This window comes from Nocardia spumae (assembly GCF_020733635.1).
GTDB lineage: Bacteria > Actinomycetota > Actinomycetes > Mycobacteriales > Mycobacteriaceae > Nocardia > Nocardia spumae.
In genome coordinates this window covers 1,521,948-1,543,003 of the sequence record NZ_JAJFZL010000001.1, presented here as the reverse complement: position 1 = coordinate 1,543,003, position 21,056 = coordinate 1,521,948, and the positions used below count along the sequence as shown (strand labels likewise).

The window sequence follows — 21,056 nt, the reverse complement described above, 5'->3', positions numbered from 1 at the left end:
CTCACCGGAAGATGTGAGCGGGGTCATCGCGGATCGGGTGCGCACGAGTGCGATCGAGATCTCAGTACGCGGAGTTGACGTTGTCCATCGAGCCGTAGCGCTGCGCGGCGTAGTTGCAGGCGGCGACGATGTTCGCGACCGGATCCCAGACGTCCCAGGAGGTGCCCTCGACGTGGTACGCCTGGAAGGTCGGGTCGATGACCTGCAGCAGACCCTTGGACGGGATGCCGTTCATGGCGTTGATGTCGTAGAGGTTGATCGCCTGGGTGTTACCCGAGGACTCGCGCATGATGTTGCGGTAGATGCCGTCGTAACTGCCCGGGATGCCGTGCGCGGCCATGATGTCGAGCGCGTTGTGGATCCAGCCGTCGAGATTGTCCGGGTAGGAGGGAGCCGGCGGGGGCGGCGGGGGAGCCGGGGCGGGGGCAGGCATGGGCGCCGGAACGGCCGCGGCGGGGGCGGCGGGCGCGGGGGCCACGGCGGCCACGGCCTCGGCGGGCTTGGCGGCGGGCTGGGGCTTCTCGGCGGACGCGGCGAGGGTGGAGGCCAGCGCGACCGGCTTCACATCGTCGCTCTGGTGCCCACCGGCGGCGGTGATAGCAGCAAAGGCGGCAAAGGCCAGCGTGGCGGATCCGGCGGTACGCGCGACCGCCTTGGCTCTACTGCTCGTCATGGACTTCGACATTCGATGTTTTCCCTACTCGTGGTGTGTCGGCCTCGTGGTATGGGCTCGGTGGCATGTCGCGGGCAGCGCGGAACCAGGGCGGGACCCCCGTGGGACTCGCCTCGGGTGCTGCATGCTTCTGTTGAGATGGATGGGAACCGCGGTTCCCTCGAGGCGACGGACTTCCGCCGCGTTCGACTCCGGCTACCGGATGCCGCCGCCGGGTGGCCCGGCGGCTACGCGTGGAGCGGCGGCCGCCGTCACGGCGTGCGCCGTGGCCGGCATGCCCGAGGGCAACTCCGACTGGTTCGCATTCCGCATGGCGTTCGACAACTCCTCGTATGACTCAGACTCGATGTCTGACAACCAACGAGGTCACAGGATGATGTCGGCAGGTGAACGTAAACTTAACCAAAGATGAACACACGGTGCCGCTCCTCGCGTTTCACCCCCAAAGACACCCGAACCATGGCGCCGACCTGGAGATCTTTCCGTTATGACACAGTGCTGCGCATCACAGAAAAATAACGCGTGTCGAGCTGGACAAGGGCGTTTTGTCCGAATCTTCAGGCATTCGGCAACTGTTCGGTAACGATCGGCAACGCTTCGTAACCCCCTGGCGAGCGCATCCGATACTCCTTCTTCGGCCCTTCACCCGGTAGCGCCCACAGATCCGCCCGCCACCCCGCCGAGATCACGGTCCGGTAACCGAGCCGATCCGGATCGGGAGCCGGGCTCGATCCGGGTGCCGTCGCCGGCCGCGAGCGCTGAGAGGGACGCGCGGCAGTGAGGGCAAACCCCGGGCAGCCCGGATCCGGCGATACCCGGCCCGCATCACGCGACCGAAACGGGCCCGTCCACGGCGCGGTGGGAGCGCGAACGACCGCGCCCGGCCGACCACCATGGCCGACCGGGCGCAGTATCACTGTCGAGATCCCGGTTCTGTTGCACGACAACGTAATCGGCGAGAACCGAGCGCCTGGGATCAGTGCGTGGGCAGTCCCGAACCGCTGAGGAAGCCGAGCAGATCGTGGCGGGTGATGACGCCGATGGGCTTGCCGTCCTCGACCACCATCAGGGCATCGGTGGATTCCAGGGCCTTGGTCGCCGCCGATACCGGTTCGCCGGAACCGATCAGCGGGAACGACGGGCTCATATGCTTCGACACCGGATCGGTCAGATGCGCGCGGCCTTCGAATACCGCCGACAGCAGATCGCGCTCGGTGACACTGCCGGCCACCTCACCGGCCATCACCGGCGGCTCGGCGCCGACCACCGGCATCTGCGAGACACCGTATTCGCGCAGGATCTCGATCGCGTCGCGCAGCGTCTCCTGTGGGTGGGTGTGCACCAGATCGGGCAGCTCACCGGATTTGCCGCGCAGCACGTGGCCGACGATCGGCTCGGCGGTGCTGCCGTCCAGGCGCGAACGCAGGAATCCGTAGGAACTCATCCAGCGGTCGTTGAAGATCTTCGACAGGTAGCCGCGGCCGCCGTCGGGCAGCAAGACCACTACGACCGCGTCGGGATCGCGCTCGGCCACCTGCAGGGCAGCCACCACGGCCATGCCGCAGGAACCACCGACCAGCAGACCCTCCTCGCGGGCCAGGCGGCGGGTCATATCGAAGGAATCGGCATCGGAGACGGCGATGATCTCGTCCGGGATCGCCGGGTCGTAGGCGGAGGGCCAGAAATCCTCACCGACGCCCTCGACCAGGTAGGGACGTCCGGTGCCGCCGGAGTAGACCGACCCCTCCGGATCGGCGCCGACGATCTTGACCTTGCCTCCCGAGACCTCTTTCAGGTAGCGGCCGGTACCGGTGATGGTGCCGCCGGTGCCGACACCGGCCACGAAATGGGTGATCGTGCCCTCGGTATCGCGCCAGATCTCCGGGCCGGTGGTCTCGTAGTGGCTGGCCGGACCACCGGGGTTGGAGTACTGATCGGGCTTCCACGCGCCCGGGATCTCCCGGGTCAGCCGGTCCGAGACGCTGTAGTAGCTGTCCGGATGCTCCGGTGACACCGCGGTCGGGCACACCACCACTTCGGCGCCGTAGGCCCGCAGCACGTTGCGCTTGTCCTCGCTGACCTTGTCCGGGCACACGAAGACGCAGTGGTATCCGCGCTGCTGGGCGACCAGAGCCAGACCCACCCCGGTATTGCCGGAGGTCGGCTCGACGATCGTGCCGCCGGGCTTCAGCAATCCCTGCTCCTCGGCGGCATCGATCATCTTGACCGCGATCCGGTCCTTCGAGCTGCCACCCGGGTTCAGGTATTCGATCTTCGCCGCAACCAGCCCGGAGTTCGGGCCCACCACGGAATTCAATCGAACGAGCGGGGTATTACCGATCAGGTCGACAACGTGGTTCGCGATACGCATAGCTACATCGTCGCAGAGACCGAAGTAGGTGCTGACAGTGGATACGTCCGGCACACCGACCGGTACGCACACCCATTCGTCCGGTACAGCTTCGTCCGGTACAGCGGACACGCGGTCGGTGCGCCACGCGTATCCGGGTCGTGACGACACGCGATGACCGATCTCGCGGCACTCACCCGTCCGCAAAAGTCGCGGAGCGGCGGACAGCGATTACTATGCCGAACGTGAGGATGCCGAAGACAGCCCGCGTCGCCGCAGTCGTCGCCGGGACAGTCGGGGCCGTGACCGCGATCGGGTCCGCCTCGGCCAGCGCTCAGACCGTCGAATTCCCCCAGACACCCAGCCTGTTCTACGGCGGGTTGTGCGGGGGCAACATCCGGACCTGGGCCGATACCAGCTCCGACTATCCGGGCCGGGCGATCCTGAACGTCCAGGCCCTGCCCATTCAGGGCGTGGGACCGGGCCAGTATCCACTCGCACCGCTGTGCAATGTCGACACCACCGTCGCCTGGCGCAATGTGAATACCGGTGCGGCCGGCGAGTATCGGCTCAATGTCGTCTCCGGCATCTACGGCAGCATTCTGTACGCGACCTTCCAGGACACCGGGCCGGGTCATATCGAGGTGACGGTCACCACCAACAACCTCAGCATTCCCGCGCACGGCGGATTCGACGTCGCCTGAGTTCCGCGCCGCGCCGAGCGCACGCCGTACGACACTGGTCGGCACGCACCCGACCACCGCATAATCGGTAGGACCGGACCGGTCGCGCGCTCACCGTAGCCGCGCCGGATGCGAATCCCGGGTGTGTGCCGATCGTGGTGTCACGACCCGTCGGCAGACAGCGCGGACGACGAAGACCGGAGGTGTGGCGTGACGTCCAGAACGTGGCGCACGGTCGCCGCGAGCGCGGCCACCGCGGTGGCTGTCGGGTCCGGGGCGGGCACCGCGGGCTGGGCGACCTATCGGCTGCTGATGTCGCAGGCGCGGGCGGCGCGCACCGTGATCGGCCGCGATACGTCCAAACCCCCCGAGGCGGACGGCGTCTACACCCGTGCCTGCGGGGCACCCGAGCCGTGGCGCACAGGGGTCCCGTTCGACATACATCTGATGATCTTCGGTGATTCGACCGCGGCCGGGGTCGGATGTTCCGATGCCGAACAGGTGCCGGGCGTCCTGCTGGCGCGGGGCCTGGCCGATATCACCGGATCGCGAATCCGCCTGAGCACCAAGGCGATATCCGGTGCCACCTCCAAGGGGCTCGCGGGTCAGGTCGACGCGATGTTCATCGCCGGACCGCCACCGGACGTGGCGGTCATCCTGGTCGGCGCCAACGACGTCACCAAGAAGCATTCGATCGCCAGATCGGCCCAGCGGCTGCGGCGCGCGGTCGGACGCCTGCACGAAGCGGGCGCGATCGCCGTGGTCGCCACCTGCCCGGATCTGGGCGCCGTCGCCGCCATCCCGCAGCCGCTGAGTACGGTCGTGCACCGCTGGAGTGCTCGCCTGGCCCGGGCACAGGCCACCGCGGTGCGCGCGGCCGGTGGCACCGCGGTGGCCATGGGCGATCTCCTCGGTCACGACTTCCGTAGCACCCCCGAGGTGCTGTTCTCCGCCGATGGTTTCCATCCCTCCCCCGCCGGCTACGCCCTGGCCGCCGAGCACATCCTCCCGGCGGTCCTGACCGAATTGGGCGCCGACCCGCACCCCCTGTCGGCGACGGCCGTCCAGCAGTCCCACTGAGCGGGACGCCCACCCCGATCGACTCCATACCGATCCGGATTCAGACGAGCTCCTCTGAAATCAACTGTCCCCCAAGCTTTCTCGGACCGACTCGATGTCGGGCCGCCGCGGCGAAGATGCGCGGCGATCGAGCGGGGAACGGAAAAATCGAGACACAGGGGGCCGAGAACCCGCCGGAGCGAAGCCGAAGCAGACGACCCAGTACATTCGGGAGTGAATTGTCGTACCTGTGTACCGAAACGGTCTGCTGACCGATTCGGCGCCCACCCCATAAGGAGTCCTCATGCCAGAGGCCGTCATCGTCTCGTTCGCCCGCTCTCCCATCGGCCGCGCGGGCAAGGGTTCGCTGGTGAGCATGCGCCCGGACGACCTTGCCACCCAGATGGTCCGCGCCGCCCTGGACAAGGTGCCCGCGCTGAACCCCGCCGATATCGATGATCTGATGCTCGGCTGCGGCCAGCCCGGCGGCGAAGCCGGATTCAACATGGCCAAGGTGGTGGCCACTCAGCTGGGCTACGACTTCCTGCCCGGCGTCACCCTGAACCGGTACTGCTCGTCGTCGCTGCAGACCACCCGGATGGCGCTGCACGCCATCAAGGCCGGTGAGGGCGACGTCTTCATCTCCGCCGGTGTCGAGACCGTGTCCCGGTTCCCGAAGGGCACCTCCGACGGCTGGCCCGACACCCACAACGACAAGTTCGCCGAGGCCGAGTCTCGCACCGCCAAGCGCGCCGAGGGCGGCTCGGGCGGCTGGGCCGACCCGCGCGAAGCCGGCGATCTGCCCGACATCTACATCGCGATGGGCCAGACCGCCGAGAACGTCGCCCAGTTCACCGGTATCTCCCGGGAGGACCAGGACCACTGGGGCGTGCGTTCGCAGAACCGTGCCGAGGAGGCCATCAAGGCGGGCTTCTTCGAGCGGGAGATCACCCCGGTGACCCTGCCCGACGGCACCGTCGTCTCCACCGATGACGGCCCGCGTCCCGGCACCACCTACGAGAAGATCTCGCAGCTCAAGCCGGTCTTCCGTCCCGACGGCACCATCACCGCCGGTAACGCCTGCCCGCTCAACGACGGCGCCGCCGCCCTGGTGATCATGAGCGACACCAAGGCCAAGGAGCTGGGCCTGACCCCGCTGGCGCGCATCGTGTCCACCGGCGTGTCCGGCCTGTCGCCGGAGATCATGGGCCTGGGCCCGATCGAGGCCGTGCGCAAGGCGCTGAAGATCGCCGGCAAGACCATCGACGACATCGATCTCTACGAGATCAACGAGGCCTTCGCCGTGCAGGTGCTGGGTTCGGCCCGCGAACTGAACATGGACCTGGACAAGCTGAACGTCTCCGGCGGCGCGATCGCCCTGGGCCACCCGTTCGGTATGACCGGCGCCCGCATCACCGCCACCCTGATCAACAACCTGCAGACCCACGACAAGCAGTTCGGTCTGGAGACCATGTGTGTCGGTGGCGGCCAGGGCATGGCGATGGTCATCGAGCGGCTGAGCTGAGGTTCGACCGCCTCCCCGCGACGTCAGCGGACCAGTGAGTGCCGCGAGATCCGCGTCCCGGGGCGGCGAGTGAGCGCCGGGCGACTTCCGAGCATGCCCGCTGGTTGACCCCTGTGCTCACGAAATCAGTCGGCCGGTTCCGCACCGAGAGGTGGGGAACCGGCCGGCTTGCGTTGCGGGGTAGTGATTCAGCGTTGAAGCGGGTGGTCGACTGCTGTGCATTACCCAGCGGGTAATCGACTCCGCTACGGTCGCGCGGGAGTATCAATGGCATCAACACAACTCGGTACGAGGAGTTCGAGATGCCTGCCTACGCTGTGGCTCACCTGTACGACGTCGACGTCAATGCCGAGATCGTGGAGTATCTGCGCCGGATCGACGGCACGCTGGCGCCGTTCGGCGGGAAGTTCATCGTGCACGGCGGACGGCAGATGGCCGCCGACGGGCCGCGGGACGGGAATGTGATCGTCATCGAATTCCCGGATTACGACGCGGCGCAGGCCTGGTACGCCTCGCCCGAGTATCAGGAGATTCTGCCGCTGCGACTGAACAACTCCCAGGGCATCGCCATGCTGGCCGATCATTGCGGCGCCGACCATATCGCCACCGATGTGCTGCCCGCGGAACTCCTGGTGTGAACCCGTCGGCCCGGCGCCGGACTCACCGGCGCCGGACTCGTATCAGGGCACTGTGAGCTCAGCCGCGCACGATCGACATGAGGGCGTCGATCGACCCGGCCGTCGGCAGCGCCAACGCCTGTTCGGCCACCGAACGCGCGGCGGGCGGGGACAGCTGCCCCGCCACGTTCAGGTCGAATTTCAGGGTGAGCTCGTCGTCGGTGAGCGGGTTCACCGGACCGCCGCGATTGTGATCGACACGCGCCTCGTGCCAGGCGCCGTCGCGGGTGCGCACCCGCAGCACGGCGGGGAATTGATGTGGGTAGATCTCATCGCACCGGTCATCGCTGTGCGCGACCACCAACGAGGCCAACGCGAGCGTACGAGGATCCTTCGCCGCCGCATCGGTGAAATCGGCATGTCCCACACCGAGTCCGGAACCACCGAGCAACGCGCGTGCGACGGTGAACGGGCCCGAGAATGCCGCGTGGTATCCCGATTCCGGGGCCGCCTTCGCCGCGGGCGGTTCGGCGATGGTGCGAAGTACCGGCTTCGGCACGCCGAGATCGATCGCGACGATCTCATCGGGGTCGAGCCCGGCGCCGCGCAGTGCGCGCGCGGCATCGATTCCGGCGTGGGTGAAGTGGTTACACGGATAGGGCTTGAAGAAGATGCCCGGCAACTCCCAGTGCTCGCCGAGTCCTTCGGTCACCTTCGCCACGTCGGCACGGTCGCCACAGAATGCGTGCAGGAATCCGAACCTGCCTTCGATGACGGTGGGCGGGCCGGTGAGTCCGTGCCGCGCGAACTCCGCCGCGGTGACACCGGAATGCGCTGCCCAACCACAGTGTGCGCGCTTGACGGTGCCGCCGGTCCGGTTGGCCTCGAGCAGCCCCGCCCCGAAGCTGGCGGCGATTCCCATCGCATCGGCGATCCCGTCCACGTCCAGCCCGTACAGCATGGCGGCGGCCGCGGCCGATCCCACCGCACCGCAGATCGAGGTCGCGTGCTGGCCGCGTTCGAAGAATTCGGAATTGCCGAGTTTCTCGTCGTAGCCGCCCATTCCCAAACGCACCGCGATCTCGACACCGACACCGGCGGCGTCGAGCACCGCGGCGCCGGAAGCGCCCGTCGCCTCGCCGACCGCCAAGGCGGTCGGCACCACCGACGCGGAGGGATGCAGTACCGACGGCAGATGGGTGTCGTCGGAGTCCATCGAATGGGCGAGGGTGCCGTTCACCAATGCCGCGGTGGCGGCGGGAAACCGTGCGCCGGTGCCGATGCCCGTCGCCCGGGCCGCGCCGGCCCAGTCGCGAGCCACCGCGACGACCGCACGCGCCGATGGTTGCGCCTGCGCGGCAAGCGAATTGCCGAGCACATCGAGGACTCGCCGCGCCACATCGGTGCGCAGTTCGTCGCCGAGTCCGGCCGTTCGGATGTGGTCGGCCAGCGCGGCCAGCCGGCCGACGACCGTCCCCTCGAGATCGTGGCGGCTGCTCATGCGGCCACCACCGCCACCGGCCGCACCGGCGACCCGGTCCCGCCGGTGATGCGCAGCGGTGCCATGACGAAGGTGAATTCGGTGAGGCCCCGCTCGCCGGCCGCTTCGAGATCCAGATGTTCGATGATGTGGATCCCGTTCTCCACCAACAGGACTCGATGCACGGGCAGGACGCTGTGCCCCTTGCCCGCCGGAATCTGCTCGAATGCGGTGGTATCGGCGCCCGCGGCGACGATACCGGCGTCGGCCAGCCACCGCGCAGCGCTCACATCGGCGCCGGGGACCCCGTCCTCTTGACCGAGATAGCGTTGCGGATCGTCGAAGTAGCGAGCCCAGCCGGTACGGATGAGGACCACGTCCCCGCGCCGCGGCGTCACACCCGCGGCGTCCGCCGCGTCCCGCAGATCCTGTTCGGTCACGGCGGCTCCGGCGTCGAGGGCGTCGAGTCCGCGCACCCGGGCCACGTCGAGCAGCAGACCACGCCGAAGCAGGAACGGAATCGTCTCCGCCCCCAAGTGCGAGAATCGTCCGCCCCTCTGGGCCTGTTCCGCGTCCACACCACCGTGCAGTTTGCCTTCGTGGCTGACATGCGAGAGGGCGTCCACGTGGGTGCCGACGTGGCCGCCGGTCACGATGATCTCGTTGGAGGCCGACCCGCCGTCCGGCCGGACCATATCGCCGTGCCGGCGGATCAGGGTCATCCGGAATCCGGGATGGTTGGGGGAGCACGGCATCCCCGTCGTGTGGGGATGTCCGAGCTCGACGATGTCGACGTCGGTATCCACCACGGCGCTCAACAAGGCGTCCGGTCCGGTGGTGACGGTCTGGGTGGTCATACATTCACTCCTGATGCTGCTGTGGCTGCTGCTCGATCGAGGACGAGCCGCGCGTTCGCGACCACGGCGGGGTCGATGAATCGGCCGTCGTCGTCGAGTACCGCCGACTCCCCGGCGGCCAGCGATTCGGCCGCGCGGTCGACGATCCGTCGAGCTCTTCGTTGTGCGTCCGCCGACGGGGTGTAGGCGTCGTGGACGATGTCGATCTGTTTCGGGTGCACGACGGACCGGCCGAAGAAGCCCTGAGCCAGTCCGGCGCGGGAGGTGTCCGCGAGCCCCGCGAGATCGTCGACCGCCGTCCAGACGCTCTGGACGGGCGAAGTCAGTCCGGCGGCACGCGCGGCGGCGACGATCCAGCCCCGCGCCCACGCGAGCCCGCTCGCCTCCACTCGCAGATCGGCGGCGAGGTCGGCCTCGCCGAGCGCGATACCCGTGACGCGGGGATGACATTGTGCGATCCGGGGAGCTGCCAGCAGTCCCGCGGCGGATTCGATGATGGCGTGGACGTCGCAGGACAGCCGGTCGACCGCAGCCGAAACAGCCTCGGGCTCATCGGCTTTCGGAAGCCGGACACCGGCGGGCGCGACTGCCGCCGCATCCAGTGCGGCGAGTTCGTTATCCAGCCATTCGGACCCGATGACGTTGAGCCGCAACCAGATCTCGCGGCCCGGGGGCGCTGTCCGCACCGCGTCGAGGGCGTTCGCGAGGGCCCGATCCTTCGCGGTGACCGGCACCGCGTCCTCGAGGTCGATGACCACGGCGTCAGCGCCGCTGTCGAGCGCCTTGCCGATGCGGTCGTGGCGATGCCCCGGCACATACAGCCAGCTGCGCGGAGTCATGCGGGTTCCGAACCGGCCGGACGATAGCCCAGGGCACGCGAAACCGACTGCGCCGCTTGCACAACCAGACCTTCGTACCGGTCACACGCTTCGTCGGTCATGCGATAGCTGGGCCCGCACACCGAGACCGATCCGACCACCGAGCCGTCCGCCCCGAATACCGGCGCGGCGACCGATCCGGCGCCTTCCTGACGTTCGCCGGTCGATCGGCAGACACCGTGCTCGCGGGCGATACGCAGCGTCTCGCGCAGTGCCGCCGAGTCGATGATGGTCGTGGCCGTCAGGCGCGGGAGGGGTCGCGACAGCAGATCGTCGCGCTCCTCGTCGGACAGATGCGCCAGGATGACCCGGCCCGACGAGCCGCTGTGCAGATCGAACCGCTTACCCAGATCGACGGTCATCTTGATTTCCTGGGTGCTCTCGACCTGGTCCAGATAGACGCGCCCGCCGGGGACGCGAGCCGATACCGTCGCCGTCTCACCCGTGGCCCGCTGCAGCTCCACCAACGCCTCTCGTGCCATTCGCCGCAGCGGAGACACATCCAACGCGCGAGCACCGAGCGTCGCGGCCGCCGGACCGAGTAGATACCGACGCGTCGAGGGCTCGTAGAGCAAGAGACCGCATTCGACAAAGGTGGTCAGAATACGGTGGGCAACCGCCTTGGACATACCGGTCGCGCGGGCGATCTCCGAGACGCCGAGTGCGCTCGAGCGGCGACCGAATTCGAGCAGCACTTCCGCTGCTCGCGCGGCGGCTGTGGTGCCGCCACCGGAGGACTCCATCGTGGCTCCGTTCTCCGAAGTCGTGTGTGTTGTTCCGAGCGGCGACATCAGTCATGCGTCCCCGCAAACCCAAAACCAGTTGTACCGCTTAGCGAAACGATTGTCTAGACGTGGGAGCGAACTCGACTTCACGCTTTCGGCGAGTTATTCCACTCGACAAGCCCTTGCGTTGAGAAAGCATCGGATGCAATAGTGCGGAGGACCACATTCTAGCGTTCCGCTAAGCGGAACAGATTAGGAGGAAGCGTGGACAGTCCGGAATTCGATCTCGTCGTCGCCGGCGCCGGCGGTGGACTCGTCGCCGCCCTGCGAGCGGCCGAACTCGGATCGAACGTTCTCGTCATCGACGCCGACGAGCACTTCCAGCGCGGTAACAACACCTCGATGTGCACCGCGATGATCCCCGCCGCGGGGACCCGCTGGCAGCATGCGGCCGGTGTCGCGGACAGTCCCGAGCAATTCCTCGGCGATATCGACCGCAAGACCGGCGGCACGGCTGATCGACGTCTGGCCCGCGCGCTGGCCGACGCGAGCGCGCCACTGGTGACCTGGCTGGCCGACGCGCAAGCCCTCGACCTCGAACTCGTTACCGATTTCCGCTATCCCGGGCACAGTACCGATCGCTGTCACACCATCGCCGGGCGCCACGGCTCCCGCCTGCTGAACCACCTCCTTCGGCGGGCGCACGACCACCCCCGGATCGACGTCGTCGCACCGATGAGCCTGCGCGCGGTACACACCAGCGCGGGACGCGTCTCCGGCGTCGAGATCGCCACCCCCGACGGACGCGGCGAGGACCTCACCGCGACCTCGGTATTGTTGGCCACCAACGGTTTCGGCGCCGATCGCGCACTCGTACGACAGTGGATTCCCGAGATCGCCGACGCGCATTATCACGGCGGCGGATACAGCCGGGGCGACGCGCTGCGGATCGGGCGCGGCCTGGGCGCGGACACCGCCTACCTCGACGCGTATCAAGGTCACGCCGCGCTGTCGTCGCGCAGCCGGACCCTCGTCGGCTGGGCCACCGTCGTCCACGGCGGAATCATCGTCAACCGCGACGGCCGCCGCTTCGCACCCGAATCCACCGGATATTCGGAATTCGCCGCGATGCTCGCCGCACAGCCCGGCGGCGCCGGCTGGATCATCATCGATGAGCACATCGAGAAGCTGTGTTCGTCCTTCGACGATTTCCGCGCCGTCGCCGAGAGCGGGTCGCTCGTTCGCGCCGACAGCGCCGCGGAACTCGCCGGACGGCTCGCACTGCCCCCCGAAACGCTCGCGGACGAGTTGGCCGCCGCGGCACGATCCGCCGCCGGACCGGAACCCGACCGCCAGGGACGCACCGACGAACGTCATCCGTTGAGCTCGCCGTATGTCGCGATCGCGATCACCCCGGCGCTGTTCCACACCCAGGGCGGGCTCGTCGTCGACGAACACGCGCGCGTCCTCGCCGGCGGCTCACCGATTCCCGGTCTGTACGCGTCGGGCGGCGCGGCGATCGGCATCTCCGGTCACGGCGCGAGCGGATACCTCGCCGGCAACGGACTCATCACCGCACTCGGACTGGCCTACCTCGCCGCCGAACACGTCAACAGCCCCGTCCCCGCCTGACCACATTCACCCTTTCGGATTTCTGCCAGGAGAAGAAGAGAACTATGACCAACTACCTCATCAAGAACGGCACGGTCGTGCGCACCGACAAGGCTGCGCCCGAGGACGGGCAGTCCGCCGACATCCTCATCGTGGACGGCAAGATCGCCGCCATCGGTCCCGATCTGGGCGACGACGCGGTCGCGGATGCCGAAATCGTCGACGCCACCGGCAAACTCGTCTTCCCCGGCGTCGTCGACGCCCATCAGCACTGGGGTATCTACAACCCGCTGGCCGAGGACACCGTCACCGAATCCCGCGCGAGCGCGCAGGGCGGCGTCACCACGGCGCTGACGTACATGCGCACCGGGCAGTACTACCTGAACAAGGGCGGCGCCTATGCCGACTTCTTCCCGGAGGTACTCGACGCCTCGGCTGGGCGCAGCTACATCGACTACGCCTTCCACCTCGCGCCGATGTCCAAGCAGCACATCGGCGAAATCCCGGACCTGGCCTCCGATCAGGGTGTGACCTCGTTCAAGATCTTCATGTTCTACGGCAGCCACGGTCTGCACGGACGCTCCACCTCGCAGAGCGATTTCCTGATGATTCCCGAGGACGAGCGCTACGACATCGCCCATTTCGAATTCGTCATGCGCGGCGTACAGAAGGCCCGCGAGCAGTTCCCCGAACTGGCACCGCACATCTCGCTGTCGCTGCACTGTGAGACCGCCGAGATCATGAGCGCCTACACCAAGATCGTCGAACAGGAGGGCAAGCTCAGCGGCCTGGCCGCCTACAGCGCGTCCCGTCCCCAGCATTCCGAGGGACTGGCCGTCACCATCGCCTCCTTCCTCGCCGACGAGACCGGACTGCCGAATATCAATCTGCTGCATTTGAGTTCGGCGAAGGCCTTGAAGGCCGCGATGAAGATGGCCGAGGCCTTCCCGCACGTGAACTTCCGCCGCGAGGTCACGATCGGGCACCTGCTCACCGATATCGACAACGCGAACGGTCTGGGCGCCAAGGTGAATCCGCCGATCCGCCCCCGCGAGGATGTCGAGGCGCTGTGGGAACACCTGCTCGCCGGCAACATCGACTGGGTGGTCTCCGATCACGCCTGTTGCAAGGACGAGGTCAAGTTCGGCGAGGATCGGGACGACGTGTTCGCCGCCAAGTCCGGATTCGGCGGCACCGAATACCTGCTGCCCGGCCTCATCACCGAGGGCCGCAAGCGCGGAGTGTCGTTGCGCCGGATCGCGCAGCTCACGGCATCGAACCCCGCCGATCGGTACGGTCTGCCCGGCAAGGGCCGCCTCGCCGAGGGCCTCGACGCGGATATCGCGATCGTCGACCCGAACCGGACCTGGACCGTGCGCGCCGCCGATTCCGAATCCACCCAGGAATACACGCCATTCGAAGGGTTCGAGCTGACCGCCGCGGTCACCGATACCTTCGTCCGCGGTAACCGGGTGCTCGCCGACGGCGCGGTCACCGGCAGTCCCGCCGGTCGCTACCTGGCCCGCCCGTACTGAGGAGCCTGGCGGTGACCGACGATACGAGCGAGAGCCCAGCCGCGGGACCACTGCGCGGGATCAAGGTTCTCGATGCCTCCACCATTCTGGCCGGGCCGCTGTCGGCTCAGATCCTGGGCGATTTCGGCGCGGAAGTAATCAAGATCGAACATCCGGACAAGCCGGACGGCATGCGCGGGCACGGACTGGACAAGAACGGTGTCCCGTTGTGGTGGAAGATGATCAGCCGCAACAAGCAGACCGTCACACTGAATCTGAACACCGCGGACGGACAAGCGATCTTCCGTGAGCTCGCCGCCGAAGCCGACGTGGTGGTCGAGAACTTCCGGCCGGGAACCTTCGAACGCTGGGGCCTGTCCTATGCCGAGCTGTCGGCGGCCAATCCCGGACTGATCATGTTGCGCGTGACCGGATTCGGGCAACACGGCCCCTACGCCGGACGTCCGGCCTTCGGGACGCTGGTCGAATCGATGAGCGGCTTCGCGCACCTCACCGGACAACCCGATGGACCACCCACCCTGCCGGCGTTCGGACTGGCCGATTCGATCGCCGGAATCGCGGGATCGGCCGCGGTATCGATGGCGCTGCTCGACCGTGAACGTCATGGCGGTGCCGGCCAGGAGATCGATCTCGATCTGCTCAGCCCGATCATGGCGGCGGTGGGGCCGGCGGTCATCTATGCCGACCAGCTCGGAATCGATCAGGAGCGCACCGGGAACCGGTCGCAGAACAACGCGCCCCGAAACCTGTACCGCACCAAGGACGACCACTGGGTGGCGATCTCGACCAGCGCGCAAGCGATCGCGGAACGCGTCATGCGCATCGTGGGCCATCCCGAGGTGCTCGACGAGGAGTGGTTCGCGACCGGCCGAGCCCGCGCCCAGCACGCGGACCTGCTGGACCGCTACGTCGGCGACTGGATCGCCGACCGCACGCGAGACGAGGTCACCGGTGTTTTCGAGGACGCCGGCGCCGCGGTCGCGCCGGTCTACCGGCCCAGTGATCTCCTCGTCGATCCGCAGGTGGTGGCCACCGACATGATCACCACGGTCGCCGACGACGAACTCGGACCGATGCGTATGCACAACGTCATGTGGCGCATGGGCAGGACCCCCGGCGCCATCCGCCACACCGGACGACCCGCAGGTGCCGACACCGACAAGGTCCTCACCCAACTCGGCCACAGCGCCGAGGACATCGACAATCTGCGGTTGCGCGGGGTCATCTGACCCGCCACAGCTTCATCCGAGGAGTTCGCTTTGAAATCGCGTTGGCTGACTATTGCCATCATTCTGGGATTGGTGGTGGTGAACTACATCGACCGCAGCGCAATCTCATTCGCCGCCGGGGACCTGAGACATGAATTCGGAATAACGCCCGGAAATTACGGAATCATCAGTTCCGCATTCTCGATCGGCTACATGCTTTTCGCTCTGCTCTCGGGGCCCCTCGTCGACCGTTTCGGCCCGCGCCGCATTCTCATCGCCGGAATGTTCATCTGGGCCGCCGCGACGGCACTGACACCGTTCGCCGGTGGATTCATGGGGCTCATCCTGCTCCGCTTGATCCTCGGCTCCGGTGAGGCCCCCTGCTTCCCGGCCGCCACCCGAATCGCCAGTCGATGGTTACCGGCACAGGAGCGCGGCAAGGCACTGGCGCTCATCGGCGGTGTCGCCGTCTCGGGCAGCCTGCTCATCGGCGGCCCGATCCTCACCCAGCTGATCGCGCTGACCGGGTGGAAGGGAATGTTCTGGGTACTCGCGCTCGCGGGAGCCGTCTGGGTGGTCGTCGCCTACCCCACGTTGCGGAATTCGCCGAGTGAGGCCTCGTTCGTCTCCGAGGAGGAACTTCGCTACATCCGCGCCGGACAACACGAGGGCGAGGACAGCGGTCACGAGTCGAGCACGGACTGGGGCGCGATCCTGCGCAACCGCAATCTGTGGCTGGTCGGTCTCGGCTACTTCTCCTGGGGATTCATGTTCTGGGCCTTCATGTATTGGCTCCCGCAGTATCTGCAGGGTGAGTTCGACCTGTCGATCAAGGCGGTCGGAGCGTTCTCCGTCGCTCCCTGGGCGGCCGGCGTGGTGGGCGCGGCCATCGGCGGAATCGTGGTCGATCGCGTCTACAAGCGCACCCACAGTATTCGGTCCCGGTTCGTCATCATCGGCGTGGCGCTGTTGCTGGCCGGCGCCTCGATCCTGCCGATCCTCGTGGTGCGCGGCAATCTGACGGTGGCCTTGATCTGCATTTCCGCCGGCGTCGGATTCGGATTCGTCACCGGCGGCATCTGGTGGGTGGCGGCCATCGACGCCGCACCGGCACAACCGGGCACGGCGGCGGGATTCGCGGACGCGTGTTTCGCACTCGCCGGAATCATCGCCCCGTCGGTCATGGGCTTCATCGTGGACCGCACCGGCACCTACGACGGCGGATTCATCGCGATGTCGGCGCTGTGCCTGATCGGCTCGCTCGCCCTGCTGCTGTTCGCCGAGGAACCACGGCGTCGATCCATGACCGGGACACCGACCCACTCCGCGACCGAAGACGGGCTCCCCGCGACCACCTGACGGCGCGTTTCGCTCACCCGCGGCGACACAACCGGAACTCCATTCATACCGATCTCAGCGATATTCGAATCGCACCATCGTCGCCACTCATAGTGATGATTCCGTAGCACAATTTCACAACAACCCGTTTTCTCCCGAGTCGGGTTTATTTGTCGATGCCGAAAACGGATCGAATTTTCGGTAACAAGAAAGAAGTAATCAGATGAGGAAAATCAATCTGGCATGCTCCATGCTCGTCGCTGCCGTCGGAATTACGGTTGCCACAACCGGATCCGCATCCGCGACGACGCCCGTCCCGGCGGTCAACTACACCGCGACCACGTCCCCCACCGACACCATCGTCACGACGGACTCCGGTTCGCTGGTGAACGACGGCGGCGTATTCAAAGTCGAAGCGGCCGACGGCACCGTCCTGGCCGGCACCGATCTGTCGTTCCGCGTCGATGATTTCGTCTTCCCGATCGACGCCGATATCGCCGGGCGAACGGCAACGCTGACCCCGCGCTTCGATCTCGCGCACGCCGCCTATCGACCGGTCGCGCTCCCCTACGACGACACCGCCCCGTGGAAGACCCCCTACGACCGCGAACAGGCCGCGTGGAATCGGCTGTCGAGCACGATCCTGATGGGCGCGACCCTGGGCACCCTGGTCGGCGGCCTGACCGGCGCCGCCGGTGGTTGCGTCCTCGGCGGTATCGCCGGCGCGACGGTCGCGGCCGCCACGATCGTCGGCATGTTCGGTCCGTTCATTCCGGCCGCGGCGGTGGGCTGCCTCGGCGGCGTCATCGCGGTGGGCGCCCTGGGCACTGTCGCCGGACAGCTCCTGGTCACGGCTCCCGCGGCGATCATGGCGGCGGTCCAGTATTTCACCACCATCAATTCGCCTCTTCCGGCGAAGTGACCGCCGTGACGCGATGAGTTTGCGTCCTCCTCCGGATCTATATCGATGACGGTACAGATTCGGAGGAGTTCGACGTGAACAGAACAGTAATGGTGCGATACCGGACCCGAGACGACGCCACAGTGGAGAACCGGCGCCTGATCGAGGAGGTCTTCGCCCAGCTTCATCGTGAACAGCCGGCGGAACTGAGCTACTCCGCCTTCGAACTGGGCGATACGGGCCGGTTCGTGCACACGGCGACCGCCGCGGACGGAGCATTGGCCGCCTTCAGCGCATTCGATCGATTTCAGCGCGATATCGCGTCCCGCGTAGTGAGCGATCCCGAAGTGGACACCGCGGCGGTGATCGGGTCCTATCGGCCGGTCGCGGCGAGTGTTCCCGTCGCGGTGGCGTTCATCGAGGCAATCGGGCGCCGGGACCTGACGGCGGTGACGGCGCTCCTGCACGACGATGTCGTATTCGACAGTCCCCGTGTACACCTCATCGGCGCCTCGGCCGTCGCCGCCACGATCGCGGAGTTCGCCGGCGCGGTGACGGGGGTGGAGATCATCGACGCGTTCGGTGACGACGAACGCGCGCTGGTCGTCTACGACATGCACACCGATCCCTTCGGCACCGTGCGCACGGTCGATCACCTCACCGTCCACGGCGGGAGGATCGCCGCCGACACCGTGGTTTTCGATACCGCCCGGATGTCCCGGTGATCGACGAACCGTTCGATATCGCCGCGCAGCGGTACCGGACCGAGCTGTTCACCTACTGCTACCGCATGCTCGGCTCACCCCACGACGCCGACGACGCGGTACAGGAAACCTATCTGCGCGCATGGCGCGGCTACGACAATTTTCAGGGCCGGGCGGCACTGCGAACCTGGCTGTACCGGATCGCGACCCGGGCCTGTCTGCAAGCCATCCAGCGGCGCGCGCGACGGGCCTACCCGTCGGGGCTCGGTCCTCCGGTGACCGAACCGACCGGGCCGCTACCACCGCGCCGCGCCGAAATCGCCTGGGTGGAACCGGTATCCGACAGCGCACTGGATCCGGCCGAGGTGGCCGCGGCCCGCCACACCACGCGATTGGCCTTCATCGCCGCGCTGCAACATCTTCCGGGGCGCCAGCGCGCGGTGCTGATTCTGCGCGAGGTGCTGATGTTTCGCGCCGACGAGGTGGCGGATCTGCTGGGCACCACCACCGCGGCGGTGAACAGCGCACTGCAACGTGCTCGCGCGCACCTGGCCAAGGCCGCACCCCACGGCTACGACCTCACCGAACCGGACGATCCCCGGCGCCGCATCCTGCTCGACCGTTACGCCACCGCCTTCGCGCGCGCCGATGTCGACGGGCTGATGGACATCCTCGCCGAGGACGCGGTGCTCGAGATGCCCCCGGTGCCGTCCTGGTTCCTGGGCCGCGAGCACATCGGCCGTTTTCTGCGGACCCGCCTTCTCGACTCCGATGCCCAGCGTTTGGTGCCGGCCGCCGCGAACGGCCAACCGGCCTTCGGCCTCTATACCCGCGGCCATGGTGGCGTACATCGCGCGCACGCACTGCAACTGCTCACCGTCGGTCCGGCCGGCGTCGCTCGAATCGACATGATTCACGACCCCGCGCTGTTTCCGAAGGTCGGACTGCCCCACCTGGCACCGGCCGATCCCGAACCGAACCTCGTTCCACTACAGGAGAAGAGAACAGAATGCATCTGCTGACCGGTGTCACGGGCCGTGCGGGCTCGATCGTCGTCCGCGAATTCGCGCGTCGGGAGGTTCCGGTCCGGGTCCTCGTCCGCGACCCCGCCGCCGCACTCTGGCTGGGTGACCTCCCGACCGTCGAGGTGGTGCGTGGCGATATGGCCGTACCCGAATCGCTGAGGACCGCCCTCCGCGATATCGATCGCGTGCTGATGATCTCCTCACCACGCGGCGACATGGTGGAGACGCAATGCCGCTTCATCGATGCCGCCGCCACGGCCGGGGTGCGGCATATCGTCAAGTTCAGCGGGAAGGAATCAAGCACCGACTTCGATCCGCACGCCTTCCGCGGTACCCGCTGGCATCTCGAGATCGAGAAGTACCTGGAGAATTCCGGACTGGCGTGGACACATCTGCGGCCCAGCCAGTTCATGCAGCTCTATCTCCCTGGCACGCTGACCGGAGTGGACCCGCGACGCCGGGCGCTGGTCATGCCGATCGGGCAGAGCAGGCTCGCGCCGGTCGATATCGTCGATATCGCGCGGGTGGCGGTGGCCATGATGGGGGCCCAGGGCATCGAGGGCCGGGCATTCGACATGACCGGGCCCGAAGGGCTGAACATGTCGGAGATCACCGATCGGATCAGCGCCGCCACGGGCCGGACGTTCCGCTACGAGGAGGTGACATCCGAGCAGAAACGCGCGCTGCACACCGCTGAGGGACTGCCGCCGGAGGTGGTGGACCTGCTGGACGAGATCTATCGCGGCCGGCTCGCCTCGCCGGATTGCCGGGTGGACCTGTCCACCCATCACGAGTTCGGTATCGAACCGACGACGTTCGCGGATTTCGCGCGTCGCCACGCGGCCGACTTCGTCGCGGAGACGGCAGCGTGATCGCGCACCGGCTCCCCGAGTAGGCCGTGAACGCGAACAGGTGGCTGCCGTGTGGCAGCCACCTGTTCGTTGTGGAGTGTGAGATCAGTCGTTCTGCAGATAACTCAGCAGACGCAGGATCTCGAGGTACAGCCAGACCAGGGTGACGGTCAGACCCAGGGCCACGCCCCACGCGGCCTTCTCCGGCGCACCGGCCCGGATCAGCTGGTCGGCGGCGTCGAAGTCCAGCAGGAAGCTGAACGCCGCGATGGCGATGCAGACCAGGCTGAAGATGATCGCGATGGTGCCGCCGTCACGCAGGCCGAATCCGCCGGGAGTGAAGAAGGCGGCGACCAGGTTGCCCAGCATCAGCACGATGACGCCGATCATGGCGCCGACCAGCATGCGGGTGAAGCGCGGGGTGACCCGGATGGCTCCGGTCTTGTAGACCACCAGCATGCCGAAGAACACACCGAAGGTGCCCAGGACCGCCTGCGCGATCAGACCGCCGCCGCCGACGCCACCGAACTCGACGTTGGTGAACATGAACGACAGCGCGCCCAGGAACAGGCCCTCGGCGGCCGCGTAACTGAGCACGATGGCCTTGTTGTCCTGTTTGCGGCCGAAGGTGGCGACCATGACCAGCACGAAGCCGACCAGACCACCGACGATCACGAACAGCGGGGCGAGGGAGTGATTGGCGGCCGTCGCACCGTAGGCGATGATCGCGGCCAGGGTGACCACACCGAGTGTGATGCCGGTCTTGGTGACGACATCGTCGATGGTCATCGGCCGGGTGGCCGGGGCCTGCTGATAGGGCTGCTGGACGTCGTAGGGATTCTGCTGCTGGCCGTACTGCGCGAATTGCCCGGCGCCCGCAGCCGCCGAACCGAATCCCGCGTATCCACCGCCTTGTTGTTGCGGCAGGTTCTTGAAGATCGGGTTGCTGGTAGTGCGTGAAGCACGCATCTGTCGCTTCTCCTTAGGTCGATGCCCGATTCGCATGCTACCTGCACGATCAATCGAACGGGCTCAC

At 67.2% G+C, this 21,056-nt stretch carries 19 protein-coding genes; 12 read left to right on the top strand and 7 right to left on the bottom strand.

Going from position 1 to position 21,056, the window contains the following annotated elements:
• Nucleotides 1–61: 61 nt before the first annotated feature.
• Both LKD76_RS06350 and LKD76_RS06345 read right to left on the bottom strand, forming a co-directional pair.
• Nucleotides 62–673 (bottom strand): transglycosylase SLT domain-containing protein, encoded by a 612-nt coding sequence (locus tag LKD76_RS06350; protein WP_227980025.1) that lies wholly within the window; start codon nt 671–673, stop codon nt 62–64.
• A gap of 976 nt (nt 674–1,649) precedes the next feature.
• Nucleotides 1,650–3,044 (bottom strand): cystathionine beta-synthase, encoded by a 1,395-nt coding sequence (locus tag LKD76_RS06345; RefSeq protein ID WP_227980024.1) that lies wholly within the window; start codon nt 3,042–3,044, stop codon nt 1,650–1,652.
• 230 nt (nt 3,045–3,274) lie between these two features.
• On the opposite strand from LKD76_RS06345, the gene LKD76_RS06340 reads away from it, so the two are divergent.
• The 4 genes from LKD76_RS06340 (at nt 3,275) to LKD76_RS06325 (ending at nt 6,928) form a co-directional block, all read left to right on the top strand.
• Nucleotides 3,275–3,727 carry a hypothetical protein gene (locus tag LKD76_RS06340; protein WP_227985115.1) on the top strand — a complete coding sequence of 151 codons (453 nt, stop codon included), beginning with the start codon at nt 3,275–3,277 and terminating at the stop codon, nt 3,725–3,727.
• Nucleotides 3,728–3,916: 189 nt separating this feature from the next.
• Entirely contained in the window at nt 3,917–4,786 is an 870-nt protein-coding gene (locus LKD76_RS06335; RefSeq protein WP_227980023.1) for an SGNH/GDSL hydrolase family protein, read from the top strand.
• Between the two features lie 283 nt (nt 4,787–5,069).
• Complete coding sequence (locus LKD76_RS06330) at nt 5,070–6,290, top strand: acetyl-CoA C-acetyltransferase (RefSeq protein ID WP_227980022.1); 1,221 nt, start codon at nt 5,070–5,072, stop codon at nt 6,288–6,290.
• 302 nt (nt 6,291–6,592) lie between these two features.
• A complete protein-coding gene (locus LKD76_RS06325) occupies nt 6,593–6,928 on the top strand; it encodes a DUF1330 domain-containing protein (RefSeq protein WP_227980021.1) in 336 nt (111 codons plus the stop codon).
• 58 nt (nt 6,929–6,986) lie between these two features.
• Here LKD76_RS06325 and LKD76_RS06320 read toward each other — a convergent pair whose 3' ends face one another.
• From LKD76_RS06320 to LKD76_RS06305, 4 genes are read right to left on the bottom strand one after another with little or no spacing between them, the layout of a single operon-like run.
• Nucleotides 6,987–8,408 (bottom strand): MmgE/PrpD family protein, encoded by a 1,422-nt coding sequence (locus tag LKD76_RS06320; protein ID WP_227980020.1) that lies wholly within the window; start codon nt 8,406–8,408, stop codon nt 6,987–6,989.
• Nucleotides 8,405–9,244 carry a cyclase family protein gene (locus tag LKD76_RS06315; RefSeq protein WP_227980019.1) on the bottom strand — a complete coding sequence of 280 codons (840 nt, stop codon included), beginning with the start codon at nt 9,242–9,244 and terminating at the stop codon, nt 8,405–8,407. The genes LKD76_RS06320 and LKD76_RS06315 overlap by 4 nt, the downstream gene beginning before the upstream one ends.
• Nucleotides 9,241–10,083 carry an HpcH/HpaI aldolase/citrate lyase family protein gene (locus LKD76_RS06310; protein ID WP_227980018.1) on the bottom strand — a complete coding sequence of 281 codons (843 nt, stop codon included), beginning with the start codon at nt 10,081–10,083 and terminating at the stop codon, nt 9,241–9,243. Before LKD76_RS06310 ends, LKD76_RS06315 begins: the two co-directional genes overlap by 4 nt.
• Nucleotides 10,080–10,865: an IclR family transcriptional regulator gene (locus LKD76_RS06305; RefSeq protein ID WP_227980017.1), complete on the bottom strand. Its 786-nt coding sequence runs from the start codon at nt 10,863–10,865 to the stop codon at nt 10,080–10,082. The genes LKD76_RS06310 and LKD76_RS06305 overlap by 4 nt, the downstream gene beginning before the upstream one ends.
• A gap of 246 nt (nt 10,866–11,111) precedes the next feature.
• On the opposite strand from LKD76_RS06305, the gene LKD76_RS06300 reads away from it, so the two are divergent.
• The 8 genes from LKD76_RS06300 (at nt 11,112) to LKD76_RS06265 (ending at nt 20,041) form a co-directional block, all read left to right on the top strand.
• Complete coding sequence (locus LKD76_RS06300; RefSeq protein WP_227980016.1) at nt 11,112–12,479, top strand: FAD-dependent oxidoreductase; 1,368 nt, start codon at nt 11,112–11,114, stop codon at nt 12,477–12,479.
• 44 nt (nt 12,480–12,523) lie between these two features.
• Entirely contained in the window at nt 12,524–13,993 is a 1,470-nt protein-coding gene (locus LKD76_RS06295) for a dihydroorotase (RefSeq protein ID WP_227980015.1), read from the top strand.
• Nucleotides 13,994–14,004: 11 nt separating this feature from the next.
• A complete protein-coding gene (locus LKD76_RS06290) occupies nt 14,005–15,222 on the top strand; it encodes a CaiB/BaiF CoA transferase family protein (protein WP_227980014.1) in 1,218 nt (405 codons plus the stop codon).
• Between the two features lie 72 nt (nt 15,223–15,294).
• Complete coding sequence (locus LKD76_RS06285) at nt 15,295–16,560, top strand: MFS transporter (protein WP_227985114.1); 1,266 nt, start codon at nt 15,295–15,297, stop codon at nt 16,558–16,560.
• 202 nt (nt 16,561–16,762) lie between these two features.
• Nucleotides 16,763–17,461, top strand: coding sequence for a DUF8020 domain-containing protein (locus LKD76_RS06280; RefSeq protein WP_227980013.1), 699 nt, complete (start codon nt 16,763–16,765; stop codon nt 17,459–17,461).
• Nucleotides 17,462–17,535: 74 nt separating this feature from the next.
• A complete protein-coding gene (locus LKD76_RS06275) occupies nt 17,536–18,165 on the top strand; it encodes a nuclear transport factor 2 family protein (protein WP_227980012.1) in 630 nt (209 codons plus the stop codon).
• The gene (locus LKD76_RS06270) at nt 18,162–19,166 is read left to right on the top strand and encodes a sigma-70 family RNA polymerase sigma factor (protein WP_227980011.1); all 1,005 of its coding nucleotides are present in this window, start codon (nt 18,162–18,164) and stop codon (nt 19,164–19,166) included. The genes LKD76_RS06275 and LKD76_RS06270 overlap by 4 nt, the downstream gene beginning before the upstream one ends.
• Entirely contained in the window at nt 19,154–20,041 is an 888-nt protein-coding gene (locus tag LKD76_RS06265) for an NmrA family NAD(P)-binding protein (protein ID WP_227980010.1), read from the top strand. The genes LKD76_RS06270 and LKD76_RS06265 overlap by 13 nt, the downstream gene beginning before the upstream one ends.
• An 84-nt stretch (nt 20,042–20,125) precedes the next feature.
• Here the strand turns inward: LKD76_RS06265 and LKD76_RS06260 are convergent, their stop codons facing one another.
• Entirely contained in the window at nt 20,126–20,989 is an 864-nt protein-coding gene (locus tag LKD76_RS06260; RefSeq protein WP_227980009.1) for a Bax inhibitor-1/YccA family protein, read from the bottom strand.
• Nucleotides 20,990–21,056: the final 67 nt, after the last annotated feature.